We start from the raw sequence: 16,965 nt of genomic DNA on the forward strand, positions 1-16,965 counted from the left end.
ATAGCCATACAGGTTGAAATAAGTCTGTAAATCCCTCAGTGTAGATTGCACCTGGCGGTGAAATTTGTGTCATTCTGACTCTGATCATCGCCGTATTTTCTGGCAAGGGAGTGCATATGAAAAGGTTTTTTGTTTTACTGCTGGCTTTCGCAGCGTGGGGCGTTTGTGCACAGGATTTTGACAGTGCAAAACTGGACAAATACTTCGCGTTACTGGAAAAAGAAGACAAGGCGATGCTGAGTGTGGCGATTGTTGATGGCGGTGAGCCGGTTTATCAACGCTCCATTGGCTTTGCTGATGTCGCCTCTGGCCGTAAAGCCGGAGCGGATACGCAGTATCGCGTGGGCTCGATCACCAAAGTGTTTACCGCAGTGATGATTTTTCAATTAATTGAAGAAGAAAAACTGAGCCTTGATACACCCCTCTCCACATTCTTTCCTGATATTAAAAATGCCGGTGCTATCACTATCGGCATGTTGCTGAGTCATCGCAGCGGCCTGCACAATTTCACAAATTTACCGGCATACCGCACATACATGACATCTCCCCGGAGTAAGGCTGAGATGCTGTCTGTATTTGAAGCGCTGGAAGCTGATTTCCCGCCTGGTACAGACACACGTTATTCCAATACTGGTTATGTTTTGCTGGGGTACATCATTGAAGAGCTCGGAAACGACAGCTATGCCAGCCAGCTGCAAAGCCGTATTGTGAAAAAGGCGGGATTAAAGCGTACGGCATACGGTGATGCCATTGACGTTGAGCAGGGGCAGGCTAATTCGTATTACTATGACGGTGGCTGGCAGCCGGCTACCGAAACCAACATGAGTGTGCCCCATGGTGCCGGTGCAGTTATTTCCACGCCCACAGACGTAGCGACGTTCCTGACGGCATTGTTTGAAGGCAAATTAGTATCATCGTCATCACTGGCTATGATGAAGAGGGTGCAGAAAGGATTGGGTCACGGCTTGTTTCCGTTTCCTTTCTACGAAAGAACTTTGTGGGGCCATAATGGCAGCATTGACGGCTTTGCTTCCCAGTCCGGCTATTTTGAGATGGGGAACGTAGCGTTTGCCTTAACTGCAAACGGCGTGAACTACACCCTGAATGAGATCAGTGTTGCGGTGCTGAGTATTTACTTCGGACTGCCCTATGAGTTACCGGATTTTTCAAAAGAACCTGTGACGCTAAGTGAGTCGCAACTGTCCGGCTATGAAGGCACATACAGCTCGGATGCTATTCCTCTTAAAATCACGCTGACGGTCAAAGACGGGATATTAATGGCGCAAGCCACAGGCCAGAATGCCTTTCCGCTGACAGCGTTTTCGCCAACGGAGTTTCAGTTTGAGCCTGCCGGTATTGTGATGATGTTCAAATCATCCGGTAAAGAAAATGAGAAGCCCGCCTTTGACTTATTGCAGGGGGGCGGGAAATATCCATTCGTCAGAGAGTAAGGTTCGCCGGGTATCTGCAGATTAAGTGCAGCAGGCAGACATTCATCAGCCTGCTGCTGGTGCTCATCAGGCGGCGTTAGCCGGGCGGGTGCAGCTGGCAATCACCTCAGCGCCTTCCGGTCCGTCCTGTTCTAAAAATACATCAAATTTCCACAGGCGGAATAAATGCCGCATGACTTCCTCTTTCGATTCTGCCAGCGGAATACCCCGTTGCGGAATGTACCGCAGCGTCAGGGAGCGGTCGCCCCGGACATCTACGTTGTATACCTGAATATTGGGTTCCAGGTTACTCAGGTTGTACTGGGCGGACAATTTCTCACGGATCTTTAAATATCCCTGCTCATCGTGAATGGCGCTGACACTGACAAAATTATCGCGCGCATCATCTTCAATGGCGAACAGCTTAAAGTCCCGTATGAGCTTGGGAGACAAAAACTGGCTGATGAAACTCTCATCTTTGAAGTTATGCATGGCAAAATGCACAGTTTCAAGCCAGTCTTTTCCTGCAACATCCGGTAAGTAGTATTTATCCTCCGCCGTGGGGTTCTGGCACACACGTTTGATGTCCATGAACATATTGAAACCCAGGGCATAAGGGTTAATACCGGAATAGTAAGGACTGTTATATTCAGGCTGCATCACCACGCCGCTGTGGCTGTGCAGAAATTCCATCATAAAGCGGTCAGTGACCAGTCCTTCATCGTACATCTGATTCAGAATATGATAGTGCCAGAAGCAAGCCCAGCCTTCGTTCATTACCTGAGTCTGTTTTTGCGGATAAAAATACTGGGAGACTTTTCGGACAATTCTCACCAGTTCCCGCTGCCAGGGCTCAAGCAGGGGGGCATTTTTCTCTATAAAATAAAGCAGGTTTTCCTGAGGTTCTGACGGAAAACGCTTTTGTTTCGGTTTTTCACTGGCGTTAGCATCGGGCAGGGTACGCCACAGTTCATTTACCTGAGATTGCAGATATTTCTCCCGCTGCTCCTGTCTGGCCTGTTCTTCCTGCATGGATATTTTTTGCGGGCGTTTGTACCTGTCTACACCGTAATTCATCAGGGCGTGGCAGGAGTCCAGAATACTCTCTACTTCATCGGTGCCATAGCGTTGCTCGCATTTGGCGATGTAGTTTTTGGCAAACACCAGATAATCGATAATAGAGCTGGCATCCGTCCACGTCTGGAACAGATAGTTGCCTTTAAAAAAGGAGTTATGACCATAACAGGCATGGGCCATGACCAGTGCCTGCATGGTGATGGTGTTTTCTTCCATCAAATACGCAATGCACGGGTCGGAATTGATAACAATTTCGTAGGCCAGTCCCATCTGGCCGCGACGATAATTTTGCTCGGTTTGAATGAATTTTTTGCCAAAAGACCAGTGTGCATAATTAATGGGCATACCAATACTGGCATAGGCATCCATCATTTGCTCAGCAGTAATAACTTCAATTTGATTCGGGTAAGTATCCAGTTTGAAATTTTTGGCGATGCGATCGATGTGGCTTTCGTACTGCTCTAGCATATCGAAAGTCCAGTCCGGACCGTCACTCAAAGGGGTCTTAGCCCGCTTCGTCGTTTTTGCCATACTATCCTCCCGGGGCTGCTTCCTGTTCCGACTTTTTAAAGAGTTCGCGGAATACAGGGAAAATATCGCTGACACTTTGAATGTGTTTACAGACAAAATTATCGCAACTGTTCTCGACCTGCTGGTATTCCCGCCACAGGCTCTGATGTTGCCGCTCTGTTATTTCGATATAAGCAAAATAGCGGGTTGCCGGTAGCAACTCCTTCATGAGTATTTGTTTGCATTGCGGCGAATCATCGGCCCAGTTATCACCATCCGATGCCTGTGCAGCATAGATATTCCAGTCGCTCTCTGTATACCGCTCTTTGATGATTTCATCCATAAGCTTCAGCGCGCTGGACACAATGGTACCGCCGGTTTCCTGTGAGTAGAAAAACTCCTGTTCGTCGACTTCTTTAGCCTGAGTGTGATGACGGATGTACACCACTTCAACGTTCTCATAGGTACGGGTAAGAAACAGGTACAGCAAAATGTAAAACCGTTTTGCCATATCCTTGGTTGCCTGATCCATTGAGCCGGATACATCCATCAGGCAAAACATTACCGCTTTGCTGGTGGGCACCGGGCGCCGGTCATAGTTTTTGAAGCGTAAATCAAACGTATCAATAAATGGCACTCTGGCAATTTTTTGTTTCAACGCTGATATTTCTTTTTCAAGCTCCATGATGGCCAGCGCATTGTCATGCTTGTCAGCTTTCATGGCTTCAAGTTGTGCTTCTTTCTCGCGGATTTTCTTCCGGTCACTGCCGGTCAGCGCGATACGCCTTGCAACTGACCCTTTCAGCGAACGGACAATGTCGAGGTTACTGGGGACACCATCAGTCTGATAGCCGGCACGGTAGGTTTCGTACTGTACCACCTTATCAAATTGATTTTTTTTGAGGTTGGGAAGGGCGAGATCGTCAAATAACAAATCAAGGTATTCATCTTTGGAAATTGAGAATACAAATTCGTCCTGGCCTTCGCCACTGTCACTGGCATCACCTTCGCCCTGTCCTTGTCCGCCGCCCCCGCCGGGAGGACGTTCAATTTTGTCCCCGGCCGTGAACTGATCGTTGCCGGGGTGAACGATGGTGCGCTGGCCGCCCTGGCCGGTATGAAATACCGGCTCTTTGATGTCACGAGCGGGAATACTGATCTGCTCGCCGGTCTCCAAATCGGTGACTGAACGCTGGCCGACCGCATCGGATACCGCCCGCTTTATTTGCTGCTTGTAGCGGCGTAAAAAGCGTTGACGGTTTACCGTGCTCTTTCCCTTACTGTTTAATCTTCGGTCGATAAAATGCGCCATAGATACCTACTATTTGGTTGCAACAACAATGCGTGAGTCTGGTTTGCCTGAAGCGACAAATCAGGACGCTTTGCGTACCCGCAGATACCATTCGCACAGCAATCTGACTTGTTTGGAGGTATAGCCTTTCTCCACCATACGGTTAACGAAGTCATCATGTTTTTTCTTATCTTCAGTGGAGCCTTTAGTGTTAAAAGAAATCACTGGCAATAAGTCTTCTGTGTTGGAGAACATTTTCTTCTCAATCACAGTGCGTAGTTTTTCATAGCTCGTCCAGGCTGGATTTTTGCCCCCGTTATTAGCACGGGCCCGCAACACAAAGTTGACAATTTCGTTGCGGAAATCCTTAGGGTTACTGATACCCGCCGGCTTTTCTGTTTTTTCCAGTTCGGCATTCAGTGAGCTGCGGTCAAACAGTTGACCGGTTTCCGGATCGCGGTATTCCTGATCCTGAATCCAGAAGTCAGCATAAGTGACATAACGGTCAAACAGGTTCTGGCCGTATTCAGAATAGGACTCCAGATAGGCTGTCTGAATTTCTTTGCCGATGAATTCCACATAGCGGGGAATAAGATAGCCCTTCAGATATTCGCGGTATCTGTCCGCCGTATCCTGAGGGAACTGCTCACGCTCAATTTGCCGCTCAAGCACATAGAACAGGTGTACCGGGTTTGCTGCCACTTCCTGATGGTCGAAATTGAACACACGGGATAAAATCTTAAAGGCGAAACGGGTAGAGAGCCCTTCCATACCTTCATCTACGCCGGCGTAATCACGGTATTCCTGATAAGACTTAGCTTTCGGATCGGTATCTTTCAGGCTTTCACCATCGTAAACCCGCATTTTAGAGTAGACACTGGAGTTTTCAGGCTCTTTAAGACGGGACAATACTGTGAACTGTGCCAGACACTCCAGCGTGTCCGGAGCACAGGGCGCACCGCTGAGCTCACTGCTATCGAGCAGCTTGCGGTATATCCGCATCTCTTCTGATACCCGTAAACAGTAGGGCACTTTTACAATGTATACGCGGTCGAGAAATGCCTCGTTGTTCTTGTTATTGCGGAAAGACTGCCACTCGGATTCGTTGGAGTGAGCAAGGATCAGGCCGTCAAAGGGCAGGGCAGAAAACCCTTCAGTCGGGTTATAGTTGCCTTCTTGTGTGGCCGTCAGTAGCGGGTGCAGCACCTTAATTGGCGCTTTAAACATTTCAACGAATTCCATCAGGCCCTGGTTAGCCTTACACAGTGAACCGGAATAGCTGTAAGCGTCCGGGTCGTTCTGTGCGAATTGTTCCAGACGGCGGATATCCACTTTGCCCACCAGTGATGAGATATCCTGATTGTTTTCGTCACCGGGTTCTGTTTTAGCAATACCCACCTGATCGAGCACAGACGGATAAACCCGCACTACTTTGAATTTAGAAATATCGCCACCAAATTCATGCAACCGCTTACGGGCCCAGGGTGACATAATGGTTTTGAGATAGCGTTTTGGAATGCCGTATTCTTTTTCCAGAATATTGCCATCTTCGGCAAGGTCGAACAGTGAAAACGGATGGTCGTTGGTCGGTGAGCCCTTGAGCATGTAAATCGGTACTTTTTGCATCAGCTCTTTAAGCCGTTCAGCAAGAGAGGATTTACCGCCCCCGACGGGACCAAGCAGATATAAGATTTGTTTCTTTTCTTCCAGGCCCTGAGCAGCATGCTTCAGATAAGAGACAATTTGCTCTATCGCTTCTTCCATACCGTAAAACTCATGGAAGGCCGGATAGCGTGCAATGACCCTGTTCGAAAAAATGCGGCTGAGTGCCGGGTCAGTAGAGGTGTCGACCATTTCAGGCTCGCCTATTGCCTGTAACAACCTTTCTGCGGAGTTCGCATAGGCTGTCGGGTCGCTTTTACAGATATCCAGAAATTCCTGGATGGTGAATTCTTCTTGTTGGCGCTCTTCGTAACGTTGCTGGTAATGCTCGAAAATACCCATAGATTTCCCCAAAAAACGGATTCCCGTCTTTACAGCTTAGTCCTCTTTGGCAACTTTAAAAGGAAATTTTCAGGATATTTGGTAATAAACGCTCAATAATTAGTCTAATAAAAGAATGAACCTTTTCGAATAGATTTTGTCTTTTATGCCAGTCAGTTGACGTTAAATTTGTGTAACAAAAAACCCGCAAGCGATTGCGGGTTTTTTCTTTAGATTCAGCTTTCGCTCAGTAATTACTTCGCGAAGTTTTCGTTCGCGAATTCCCAGTTAACCAGTTTCCAGAAGTTTTCCAGATACTTAGGACGGGCATTGCGGTAGTCGATGTAGTAAGCGTGTTCCCACAGGTCAACTGTTAAAAGAGGTGTTACACCTTCTTCAGTAATTGGCGTACCTGCGTTGCTGGTGTTTACGATGTCCAGAGAGCCATCAGCAGTTTTCACTAACCAGGTCCAGCTTGAACCGAAGTTATTTACTGCTTTGTCATCGAATGCAGCCTGGAAGTCTTCGAATGAGCCCCATTTTGCTTTAATCGCTTCAGCAACAGAACCTGTGGCTTCGCCGCCACCATTTGGGCTCAGGCAGTGCCAGTAGAACGTGTGGTTCCAAATTTGAGCAGCGTTATTGAAAACACCGCCTTCTGAAGTTTTGATGATTTCTTCTAAATCTTTGCTTTCCAGGTCTGTGCCTTCCACTAAACCGTTCAGTTTAGTTACGTAGGTGGCGTGGTGCTTACCGTAGTGGTATTCCAGCGTCTCTGCTGAAATGTGCGGTTCAAGTGCATTTTTTTCGTACGGCAGTGGTGGTAGTTCAAACGCCATTTGAATTCTCCATTCTTTTCAATGTATTAACGTCGATATTCCCACTTTGTTCACAACATGGGCGCGGGAAAACGACAACGGTCAAAGCTGTATACAGATATAAGGGTAGATTTTGATAACTCAATGACAAATTTATGCATTTTTAGTGGTGCAATGCAAAAAAATCATCATCTGATTTGCCAAAAAATAGTGATATCCACTGGTAAGGTTAACAGGCCATTTCAGATCACATTAATGAAAAGATAGTCATGCTATGACAGAAAAACCGCTCTCAGCCCTTGAATCCGGCGCTAAGATACCCATAATGCACTGAAAGTATCTCCCACCACCAGAGAGGATCGGATGGAAAACAGTACCGAATCAACCGTAGACAGAATTAAGCAGCAAATTGGCGAAAACCCAATTCTTTTATACATGAAGGGTTCTCCTAAACTGCCTAGTTGTGGTTTTTCTGCACAAGCCGTTCAGGCGCTGATGTCATGTGGTGAACCATTTGCATATGTGGATATTCTGCAAAATCCGGATATCCGTGCGGAATTACCTAAATACGCTAACTGGCCAACTTTCCCACAGCTATGGGTAGATGGCGAACTGGTTGGCGGTTGTGACATTATTATCGAAATGTTCCAGCAAAATGAATTACAACCTTTGATCAAAGACACTGCTGCAAAGTATAAAACTGAAGAAGAATAATCCGGTTTTCAGAGTCTGAAAAAAGTAAAAAAATACCCGGCATTTGCCGGGTTTTTTGTGTCAGAAAAACACAATACGGTCGAAAGGGAGATAACCAAAAATTGTATGTAAATTAGCCGGATCGGGCTGATTTTCACTGCGCTTAAACCCCGCCAATATTGTAATAGACAGGTCAGAAATCAAAATCCTCCATCACTTTAAAAAATATTTTTAATTTGGCTAAAAAGGTTTGTTTTCTATGGGTTTGCGGTCTATAAGTTCCCCAACTAACGCGGTAAAAGTTAGTGTGTGTATTATTAAAAATAAAAAAATTCCGGCTAAATTGACACGTCATATTCAGTGCTGATTCAGCCGGGGAAAAATCGCAAAATCCAGGAAACCACTATGAAAACGTCAATGTCAAAACTGACAAAAAATGTGCGTACTGCACTGGCAGCTTCTGCTGCTGTAAGTATGCTGGCCTCTGTGAATGCTTATGCGCAGGAAAGTGAAGAAGCTGCAGCGAAAGATGTTGAAAAAATCGCTGTTGTCGGTACCCGTGCCGCTCCCCGTTCAGTCGGCGACTCTCCTGTTCCGGTAGATATCATCTCCAGTGATGAGTTCCAGAACCAGGGCGCAACGGACATGGTATCGATGATGCAAACCGTCGTACCTTCTTTCAACGTAAATGACCAGCCTATCAACGATGCGTCAACACTGGTTCGTCCGGCTAACCTGCGTGGTATGGCTTCAGACCACACTCTGGTGCTGGTAAACGGCAAGCGTCGTCACCGCTCTGCAGTCATTACCTTCCTGGGTGGTGGTTTGTCTGACGGTGCACAGGGTCCAGATATTTCTGTTATTCCTTCATCTGCTCTGAAACAGGTAGAAGTTCTGCGTGACGGTGCTGCTGCACAGTACGGTTCTGATGCGATTGCCGGTGTTGTTAACTTCGTACTCAAAGACGCTGATGAAGGCGGCATGTTCGAAGCCCGTTACGGTTCATACTATGAAGGTGACGGTGACATGATGCAGGTTTCCGGTAATATCGGTTTACCGTTAAGCGAGAACGGTTTTATTAACCTGTCTGCTGAATACCGTACTTCTGATCCAACGTCACGCAGTGTGCAGCGCGATGACGCAGCTGCGCTGATAGCTGCCGGAAACACATTTGTTGAAGATCCTGCACAAGTTTGGGGTAGCCCTGAGATCAAAGACGACATCAAAGTTTTCGCAAACTTAGGTCTGGAACTGAGCGACAATGCCGAAGCCTACATGTTCGGTAACTACGCTGAGCGTGAAGTAGAAGGTGGTTTCTACTACCGTAACCCGCATAATCGTAGCGGTGTTAACGACGGTGGTACAGATGCTGACGGCAACCAGTTACTGCTGGTTGGTGATCTGACCGGCGATATGTCCGGTAACTGCCCGACTGACATTCTGGTCGGTGACAATGTATTGCAGAACCCGCGTTATATTGAAGAAGTAGCAAACAATCCTGATTGTTTTGCATTCAACGAAATGTTCCCGGGCGGTTTCACGCCGCGCTTCGGCGGTACTGTTCAGGATATGTCACTGGTATTCGGTACCCGTGGTGAATTGGCTAACGAAATCGGTTATGACGTCAGCTTGAACCTGGGTCAGAACGAAATTGATTTTGCGATTTCAAATACCATCAACCCGTCTATGGGTCCGGAAACACCTACGTCATTCAAGCCGGGTACGTATGTACAGTCTGAACAGACTCTGGATATTGATCTGACTAAGCCAATCGAAGTGGGTCTGAATGAGCCGCTGTACCTGGCAGGTGGTTTCCAGTACCGTCATGAAAGCTACGAAGCGAAAGCCGGAGACATTGCGTCTTACACTATCGGCCCGCTGGCTTCTCAGGGCTTCGGTATCGGTTCAAACGGTTTCCCCGGTCTGTCTAACAAGAGTCAGGGTGAAGCGTCACGTCACAACATCGCATTCTACCTGGACGCAGAATTATATCTGACTGACGACTTCCTGGTTGCAGCAGCGGTGCGTTATGAAGACTTCTCGGACTTCGGTAATACCACGAAAGGTAAACTGTCTGCCCGTTATCAGCTGACTGACAGCATTGCATTCCGTGGTGCGTACTCAACAGGCTTTAAAGCACCAACGATTGGTCAGAGCACAGTACGTAACGTAACCACGGCATTCGGTTCAAGTGGCCAGCTGGAAGATCAGGCTACATTGCCTCCTACAGATCCTATCTCTGTTCAGAAAGGCGGTACGCCGCTGACGCCTGAAGAGTCTGTATCCATGAGCTTCGGTGTGGTTGCTGAGTTTGATAACGGTCTGTTCCTGACTGCTGACTACTACAACATTGAAGTGACTGACCGTATCAGTACAACATCTGCTATCGCATTAACAGAAGAAGACATTGCTGCGCTGCTGGCCCAAGGCGTTTCTGATGCATCAAGCTTCTCTGCGGTGAAGTTCTTCACCAACGACTTCGATACCACTACTGAAGGTCTTGACGTTGTTGCTAACTACAGTCAGGACATGTTCGGCGGCGAGACTAAGTACTCTCTGGCATACAACTGGACTTCGACCACTGTAGACCAGGCGTCTGAGAACATCACACCAGAGCGTGTACGTATGCTTGAAGACAACCTGCCGGCAACCCGCTGGAGCTTCACTGCTAACCACACCAATGGTGACTGGCGCGTACTGGGTCGTGTGAACTACTACGGCAGCATCTTTGAAGATCACCTGGATTCAGGCTTACCAATCGATAACATCGGTTCTGAGCTGTCTCTGGATGTTGAAGTGGGTTACAGTGTAAGCGAAAACCTGCAACTGGTTGTCGGTGCGAAGAATGCGCTGGATGAATATCCGGACCGCAATACGCAGTATGACAATGAGATTGCCGGTGCAGCTTATCCGGTTACCTCTCCGCTGGGTATCAACGGTGGCTTCTACTACGTTCGCGGTATTTATACCTTCTAAGCGTAGCAAAGGGTTATAAAAAGGGGGCATCTGCCCCCTTTGTACCCTACTTAAGTATAAAAAATAATGCATGACTTCATGAGCAAAAAACTGGCATCATAGAGCGACTTGTAACGGTTTAGCTACATTGCCTGTAAAGAGATTATGTCCAACAAATCGACTATCGCCGCCACTTTTATAAAATACCGCACAAAGATGATGCGGGCGGTGAGTGCTATTGTCAGTTCGGATGATATTGAAGACATCGTGCAGGAAGCCTTCATTAAAAGTTATGAGGCTGAATTAAAACAGGAAATCCGCTATGAGCGGACCTACATGCTGAAAACGGCCAGAAATCTCGCGCTTAATCATGTGAACAGTGCGGCGAGCCAGTTAAACCAGCCGGTAGATGATATGGATATGCTTCCTCACGATTTAGTGGGTTACAGCCTTGAGAAGCATGTCGAAAGTAAAGAGCGCTTTATTCATTTTTGCAGAGCAACAGAATCCTTGTCGCCTGAAGTGAAGCGGGTGTTTTTATTAAAGAAAGTCTATGGCATGAGCCAGCGGGATATTGCAGATCTGACGGACCTGAGCGAAAGTACCGTCGAAAAACATGTAGCCAAAGGGCTATTGCAATGTTCACGTTTTCTGGCAGCCAGTGCCGGTACCGGTGCTAAAGGTACAACAGGGCAGACAAGATCAGGACAAACAAGTAGTTAAGCCATGAGTAATGTGAGCAAATTCACCAGTAAGGATGACATACACGAGGAAGCTTGCCTTTGGGTAAGCCGTATTGATCGTGGCTTAACCAGCGAAGAAACAGACACGCTCAGGGACTGGCTGAATGCCAGTCAGAGTCACCGCCGTATTTTATTTGACGTGGCGCGTGTCTGGGATGATTTAAGCGTGCTGAATGAATTAAAAGGCATGTTCCCCCTGCGTCCGCAGATTAAAGGGGAAACGGGCAAAGCCAGAAAAGTACTTCGCCAGGCACGCTGGAGCGTGGCAGCCGGTTTTCTGCTTATGGCAGCGGCCGCTGCCATGATGGTTGATTCTTACTGGCTGGGTCAGAATGACACCGGCTATCATCTGGCGCAACGTATTGGAACGGCCATTGGCGAACAGAAAACACTGACCTTAAATGATGGCTCAGTGGTGCACATGAACACTAACTCGGCTATTCAGATTAACTTTGACGGCGAGCGCCGCCTTATTGATTTAATTAAGGGCGAGGCACATTTCACTGTGGCTCACGACGCTTCCAGACCATTTACCGTAACAGCCGGCATAAATACGGTTACAGCCATTGGTACTGCTTTTAATATGCAGTACACAAACAACGAAGCATTTGAGCTGGTGGTGACAGAAGGTAAAGTGCTGGTGCAGGACAAACAAAATTCTGTGAGCCGGGAAGAAATTGCAGAAATGATTCAGAAAGGCAATGCATTTGGCAATCTGAAACTGCTCACTGCCGGCGAAAAAGCCAATGTCGACGGCGAACTCAGCGACCTTAAAAATCTCGATACCGATGCAATGGAACAGGACCTGGCCTGGCAACAGGGTATGATTGTGTTTAAAGGCGAGGCGCTGGAAGATGCTTTACGTGAAATTGAACGTTACACCGCTGTTGATTTTACCATTGAAGGTGAAGCGCTGAAGCAGAAGCGGGTTGCCGGATATTTCAAAGTGGGCGACATCAGTGGCTTATTGTCGGCGTTGAAGAACAGCTTCCACATTGAACATAAACGTGTTGACGCGATGACCATTCAGTTGTCTGAACAACAGGGATAACACAATTTACACTGCCCGCTAAGACGGGCAGTGTTGTATTTAACGCTTTGACTGTCATATGAATATTCCGGAGAAATAATACCGGGTCCGCCGTTTAACCCTATATTTCCGCTTTATACTCTTTATTCCCACTTTTCCTGCTGTTTCCATATTGTGTAAAAGCACAGAATTCTGTAGCGTTGCGTATAAAGGAAGTGATCCGGCAAGGCGGGAAAATATTTAACTGAGCGGTTTGATGTTTTCGCCGCTATTATTGTATCGGGTTCTGGTTTTACTATTATTAACGAATAAAAGAAAAGTAGTTGTGTTGCTAAACGTCCTGTTTACTCACAAAAATAACAATAAAACGGGCTGAAAACGGGCCCCCCGGTATGGGTGGCGGTTTTTTTTACAACACAGATATAGTCGACAGTCAGATTTTCATGCGCAAAACACTTCTTCGCTTATCGCTAATCCGCGTGTTGACTGCTGCAAGCTTTTGCGCAGCCAGTTATACCGCGCCTGTGTTTGCGCAGCAAAAAATCGATTTTGATATTCCCCCTCAAAGTGCAGACGCTGCTCTCACTGAATTTGCCAAACAGGCAAATACCACATTACTTTTCCCCTACGAACTGGCAGAGAAAGTCCGCGCCAATGGACTTACCGGCTCGTTTACTTTGCAGGAAGGGTTATTGCAGCTGCTCCGCGGCACCGCACTTGCTGTACAGATTGACGCAACCGGCATGTTAACGGTGAAAGCGGTCAACGAGCTGAAAACACCGCCACCGCGCCCGCCACGCCCCAGAGTCAATGACGATATTGGTTTTTCTATTGAACGGATTGCTATTGTGGGCACCCGCAGTGCGCCACGTTCAGTTGTTGAATCTCCGGTACCTTTAGACATTATTGCCGGAGATGCACTGCAGGCGCAGGGCAGCACAGATGTATTAACCATGCTGGCCGGCGTGGTGCCGTCGCTGAATGTTAACGACCAGCCCATTAACGATGCCGCCAGTCTTGTCCGCCCGGCAAACCTGCGGGGAATGGCGGCTGATCACACGCTGGTATTGTTGAATGGCAAACGCAGACACCGTTCTGCAGTGATCACATTTTTAGGCGGCGGGCTGTCAGACGGCGCTCAGGGACCGGATATTTCAGTGCTGCCGGCAGGCGCCATGCGTCAGGTGGAAGTACTGCGCGACGGCGCTGCTGCGCAATATGGCTCTGATGCGATCGCCGGTGTTATCAACTTTGTACTGGATAACCGCCGTGAGGGCGGGTATGTCGCCGGCAAAACCGGACAGTATTACGAAGGTGACGGAGAAAGCGTGCAGTTGCAGGCGAATACCGGTCTGGCACTGGGTGACGGTTTTTTTAACATTACGGCAGAATATCAGCAGCAGAATGCGACCAGCCGGTCTGTGCAGCGCTCTGATGCACTGGCACTGACCGAAGCCGGCAATCCCTATGTTACTGACCCCTCGCAAATCTGGGGCGCGCTGGATGTGGGCAGTGATATGAAACTGGCTTTTAATGCCGGCGTGCCTTTGGATGATCACACTGAATTGTATTTTTTCGGCACCGCGGCACGGCGTGCTGTAGATGGCGGCTTCTATTACCGCCATCCGCATACCCGGCTGGGTGTGTTCAGTGATCCGGAGTCGTCAGAGAATAAACTGTTAGTTGCCGATAAAGACGGCATAGGACAGGGGATAGCCTGCCCGGATATTTTCATTACCGGCGCAAATGTGCTGGACAATCCTGCTTATCAGCTGATTGCGGATAATACTACGCCTACAGGGGCAAACTGTTTTGCATTTAATGAGTGGTTCCCGGGTGGTTTTACTCCCCGCTTCGGGGGCGTGATCAAAGACGGGTCTTTATTCGCAGGGGTTCGGGGCGAACTGAACAAGCACTGGCTATTTGATCTCAGTGGCAGCGTCGGATACTCCAATGTGCGTTTTCGACTGGAAAACACGGTCAACCCGTCCCTGGGCGATGCGTCTCCTTTGTCCTTTTCCCCCGGCGCAGTAAGCCAGGTCGAGCGGACGGTAAATCTTGATTTTTCCCGCTTCTATGATGGCTGGACGTCCAAACCGGCCAGCGTGGCTGTCGGCTTCGAATGGCGTCGGGAAACCTACGGTCAAATCGCCGGCGATGAGGCATCGTGGGTGGAAGGGCCTTTTGCCAACGACGCTTCCCGCAACGATTCCGCCGGCTTCAGTGTGGGGTCCAATGGCTTTCCCGGCTATCAGCCTATGTCTGCGGGCCACTGGAGTCGTCACAACTGGGCCATGTATGCAGATCTGGAGTTACATCTGACTGAAGATTTGCAGGTAGCAACGGCGTTGCGTGGAGAGCATTTTTCAGATTTCGGCTCAACGCTGGACGGCAAGATTAATCTGCGGTATGTCCTCAACGATGTGATTTCTTTTCGCAGCTCGCTGAGTACCGGTTTTAAAGCGCCTACGGTAGGGCAGAGCAACGTCATTAATATTACCACTGCCTATGCCTCTTCCGGTCTGGAAGATCAGGCAACCCTGCCGCCTACCCATCCTATTTCCGTGCAACTGGGAGCAGAACCTCTGACGCCGGAAGAGTCTGTGAACGGTAGTGTGGGCTTTGTCGCTTTTTGGGATGAAGATTTTTACCTCACGCTGGACTATTTCAATATCCGTCTGCAGGACAGAATAAGTACAACATCTGCCATCCCTCTTACTGACAGTGATATCGACCTGCTGTTAAGTCAGGGTAACCGTGAAGCGGATAATTTTAATGCGATAAAGTTTTTTGCCAATGATTTCGATACCGAAACACAGGGTATAGATGTAGTAGTGAATTACCGTTTTGATGTCGCCGGTATTACCCATGCGCTTACTACCTCGATGAACTGGACTGACACCAAAGTGAAGCGGTTATCAGCATTCCCGCAACGAAACCGTGACGGTGAAGTGGTACTGGTACCCAGTCTTACCCCACAGCGGGTCAGAATGCTGGAAGATAACCTGCCAGCTGTCCGGGTAACCAGCACGTTAAAACAGCACTGGCAGGCCTGGTCACTGTTGTGGCGCCTGAAATATTATGGTGGTTTTTATGAGGATCATGTAGACGCCGCAGCAGACATGGACATTAACAGTGGCAGTATGATTACGCTGGATACAGAAATGAGCTGGCATTATTCAGAAAATCTGACCTTCGCGTTAGGCGCATCTAATCTGTTTAATACGTATCCGGACCGGAATCCATACAGTGAGGTCGTCGGCGCGTTGTATCCGCCTACAGCGCCGTCCGGCATCAATGGTGGTTTTTATTATCTGCAGTCGCGATACGACTTTTAAGAAAGAAAGGGAAGAATAAACGTCAGAGAAGTGTGACTATGAGGATCAGCACACTTCTTTGAAAAGAGATTCATCGACAATGGTCGAATCGATAATTTGCTGGGCCATCTGAATGCATTTTCCGCACTGGTTTCCCAGTTCCAAATGCTGACGCAGTTCACGGATGTTACCCACACCGTCCTGTTCCACTGCATTCATGATGTCTTTATCCGTCACGCCGTAACACATACAAACGAACATACAACAAACCTTATTAACTTCAACGTGAATGATAATAGTTGTTATTTGTATAATTAGCAATACTTCTGCAACAATCTTTCGATTAATCTTTAGTCTACATTAAGAAAACAAAGGGATTTATTTTTGATTTAGGCCTGAAAAACCTTGGCTTTCAGATAACTGCACCTATATTGGTTATGCCTGCGGGCAAACAGATAATATTTAAAAGATTAATGGAGCGAACAATGAGCGTACTGGTAGGCCGTCCGGCCCCTGACTTTACTGCAGCAGCTGTTTTAGGAAGTGGTGAAATTGTAGATTCTTTCACGTTAAGTGAAGCTATCAAAGGTAAGAAAGCCGTTGTGTTCTTTTACCCTCTGGACTTCACTTTCGTATGTCCTTCTGAGCTGATCGCATTTGATAAGCGTTATGAAGAATTCCAGAAGCGCGGCGTGGAAGTGATCGGTGTTTCTATCGATTCTCAGTTCTCACACAATGCGTGGAGAAATACACCGGTAAATCAGGGCGGTATTGGTCCGGTTAAGTACACTCTGGTTGCTGACGTTAAGCACGAAATTTGTCAGGCCTACGATGTGGAACATCCTGAAGCGGGTGTTGCTTTCCGTGGTTCATTCCTGATTGATGCTGAAGGTAACGTACGTCACCAGGTCGTTAACGATCTGCCTCTGGGCCGCAACATTGATGAGATGCTGCGTATGGTTGACGCGCTGACGTTCAATGAAGAGCACGGTGAAGTATGTCCTGCTGGCTGGACTGAAGGTAAAGCGGGTATGGATGCATCTCCTGCCGGTGTTGCTAAATACCTGTCTGAAGAAGCAGACAAGCTGTAAGCAAAGCCTGAAATACCGGAAAACGCC

12 protein-coding genes are annotated in these 16,965 nt (G+C 48.0%); 7 read left to right on the top strand and 5 right to left on the bottom strand.

What is annotated here, in order from left to right; all coding sequences use genetic code 11:
- The first annotated feature begins 116 nt into the window (after positions 1 to 116).
- Positions 117 to 1,451, top strand: coding sequence for a serine hydrolase domain-containing protein (locus DS731_RS07110; protein WP_119500667.1), 1,335 nt, complete (start codon positions 117 to 119; stop codon positions 1,449 to 1,451).
- A 66-nt stretch (positions 1,452 to 1,517) separates the two neighbouring features.
- Here the strand turns inward: DS731_RS07110 and DS731_RS07115 are convergent, their stop codons facing one another.
- From DS731_RS07115 to sodB, 4 genes are all read right to left on the bottom strand, one after another.
- Positions 1,518 to 3,038, bottom strand: a complete 1,521-nt coding sequence (locus DS731_RS07115; protein ID WP_119500668.1) for a SpoVR family protein — start codon at positions 3,036 to 3,038, stop codon at positions 1,518 to 1,520.
- A 1-nt stretch (position 3,039) separates the two neighbouring features.
- Positions 3,040 to 4,329 (bottom strand): YeaH/YhbH family protein, encoded by a 1,290-nt coding sequence (locus DS731_RS07120; protein ID WP_119500669.1) that lies wholly within the window; start codon positions 4,327 to 4,329, stop codon positions 3,040 to 3,042.
- Between the two features lie 60 nt (positions 4,330 to 4,389).
- Positions 4,390 to 6,312 (bottom strand): PrkA family serine protein kinase, encoded by a 1,923-nt coding sequence (locus tag DS731_RS07125; RefSeq protein WP_119500670.1) that lies wholly within the window; start codon positions 6,310 to 6,312, stop codon positions 4,390 to 4,392.
- A 233-nt stretch (positions 6,313 to 6,545) separates the two neighbouring features.
- Positions 6,546 to 7,130, bottom strand: coding sequence for a superoxide dismutase [Fe] (sodB, locus tag DS731_RS07130; protein WP_119500671.1), 585 nt, complete (start codon positions 7,128 to 7,130; stop codon positions 6,546 to 6,548).
- A gap of 342 nt (positions 7,131 to 7,472) precedes the next feature.
- Between sodB and DS731_RS07135 the strand changes: the two genes are divergently transcribed.
- The 5 genes from DS731_RS07135 (at position 7,473) to DS731_RS07155 (ending at position 15,868) form a co-directional block, all read left to right on the top strand.
- Entirely contained in the window at positions 7,473 to 7,823 is a 351-nt protein-coding gene (locus DS731_RS07135) for a Grx4 family monothiol glutaredoxin (RefSeq protein ID WP_119500672.1), read from the top strand.
- Positions 7,824 to 8,207: 384 nt separating this feature from the next.
- Positions 8,208 to 10,778, top strand: a complete 2,571-nt coding sequence (locus DS731_RS07140) for a TonB-dependent receptor plug domain-containing protein (protein ID WP_119500673.1) — start codon at positions 8,208 to 8,210, stop codon at positions 10,776 to 10,778.
- A gap of 144 nt (positions 10,779 to 10,922) precedes the next feature.
- Complete coding sequence (locus tag DS731_RS07145; RefSeq protein WP_119500674.1) at positions 10,923 to 11,480, top strand: RNA polymerase sigma factor; 558 nt, start codon at positions 10,923 to 10,925, stop codon at positions 11,478 to 11,480.
- Positions 11,481 to 11,483: 3 nt separating this feature from the next.
- The gene (locus tag DS731_RS07150) at positions 11,484 to 12,551 is read left to right on the top strand and encodes a FecR family protein (RefSeq protein ID WP_119500675.1); all 1,068 of its coding nucleotides are present in this window, start codon (positions 11,484 to 11,486) and stop codon (positions 12,549 to 12,551) included.
- A gap of 422 nt (positions 12,552 to 12,973) precedes the next feature.
- A complete protein-coding gene (locus DS731_RS07155; RefSeq protein ID WP_119503345.1) occupies positions 12,974 to 15,868 on the top strand; it encodes a TonB-dependent receptor plug domain-containing protein in 2,895 nt (964 codons plus the stop codon).
- Positions 15,869 to 15,913: 45 nt separating this feature from the next.
- Here the strand turns inward: DS731_RS07155 and DS731_RS07160 are convergent, their stop codons facing one another.
- Complete coding sequence (locus tag DS731_RS07160) at positions 15,914 to 16,108, bottom strand: (2Fe-2S)-binding protein (RefSeq protein ID WP_119500676.1); 195 nt, start codon at positions 16,106 to 16,108, stop codon at positions 15,914 to 15,916.
- Between the two features lie 224 nt (positions 16,109 to 16,332).
- Here DS731_RS07160 and DS731_RS07165 point away from each other — a divergent pair, with 224 nt between their 5' ends.
- Positions 16,333 to 16,938, top strand: coding sequence for a peroxiredoxin (locus DS731_RS07165; RefSeq protein WP_119500677.1), 606 nt, complete (start codon positions 16,333 to 16,335; stop codon positions 16,936 to 16,938).
- Positions 16,939 to 16,965: the final 27 nt, after the last annotated feature.

This window comes from Alteromonas sp. RKMC-009, assembly GCF_003584565.2.
Lineage (GTDB): Bacteria > Pseudomonadota > Gammaproteobacteria > Enterobacterales > Alteromonadaceae > Alteromonas.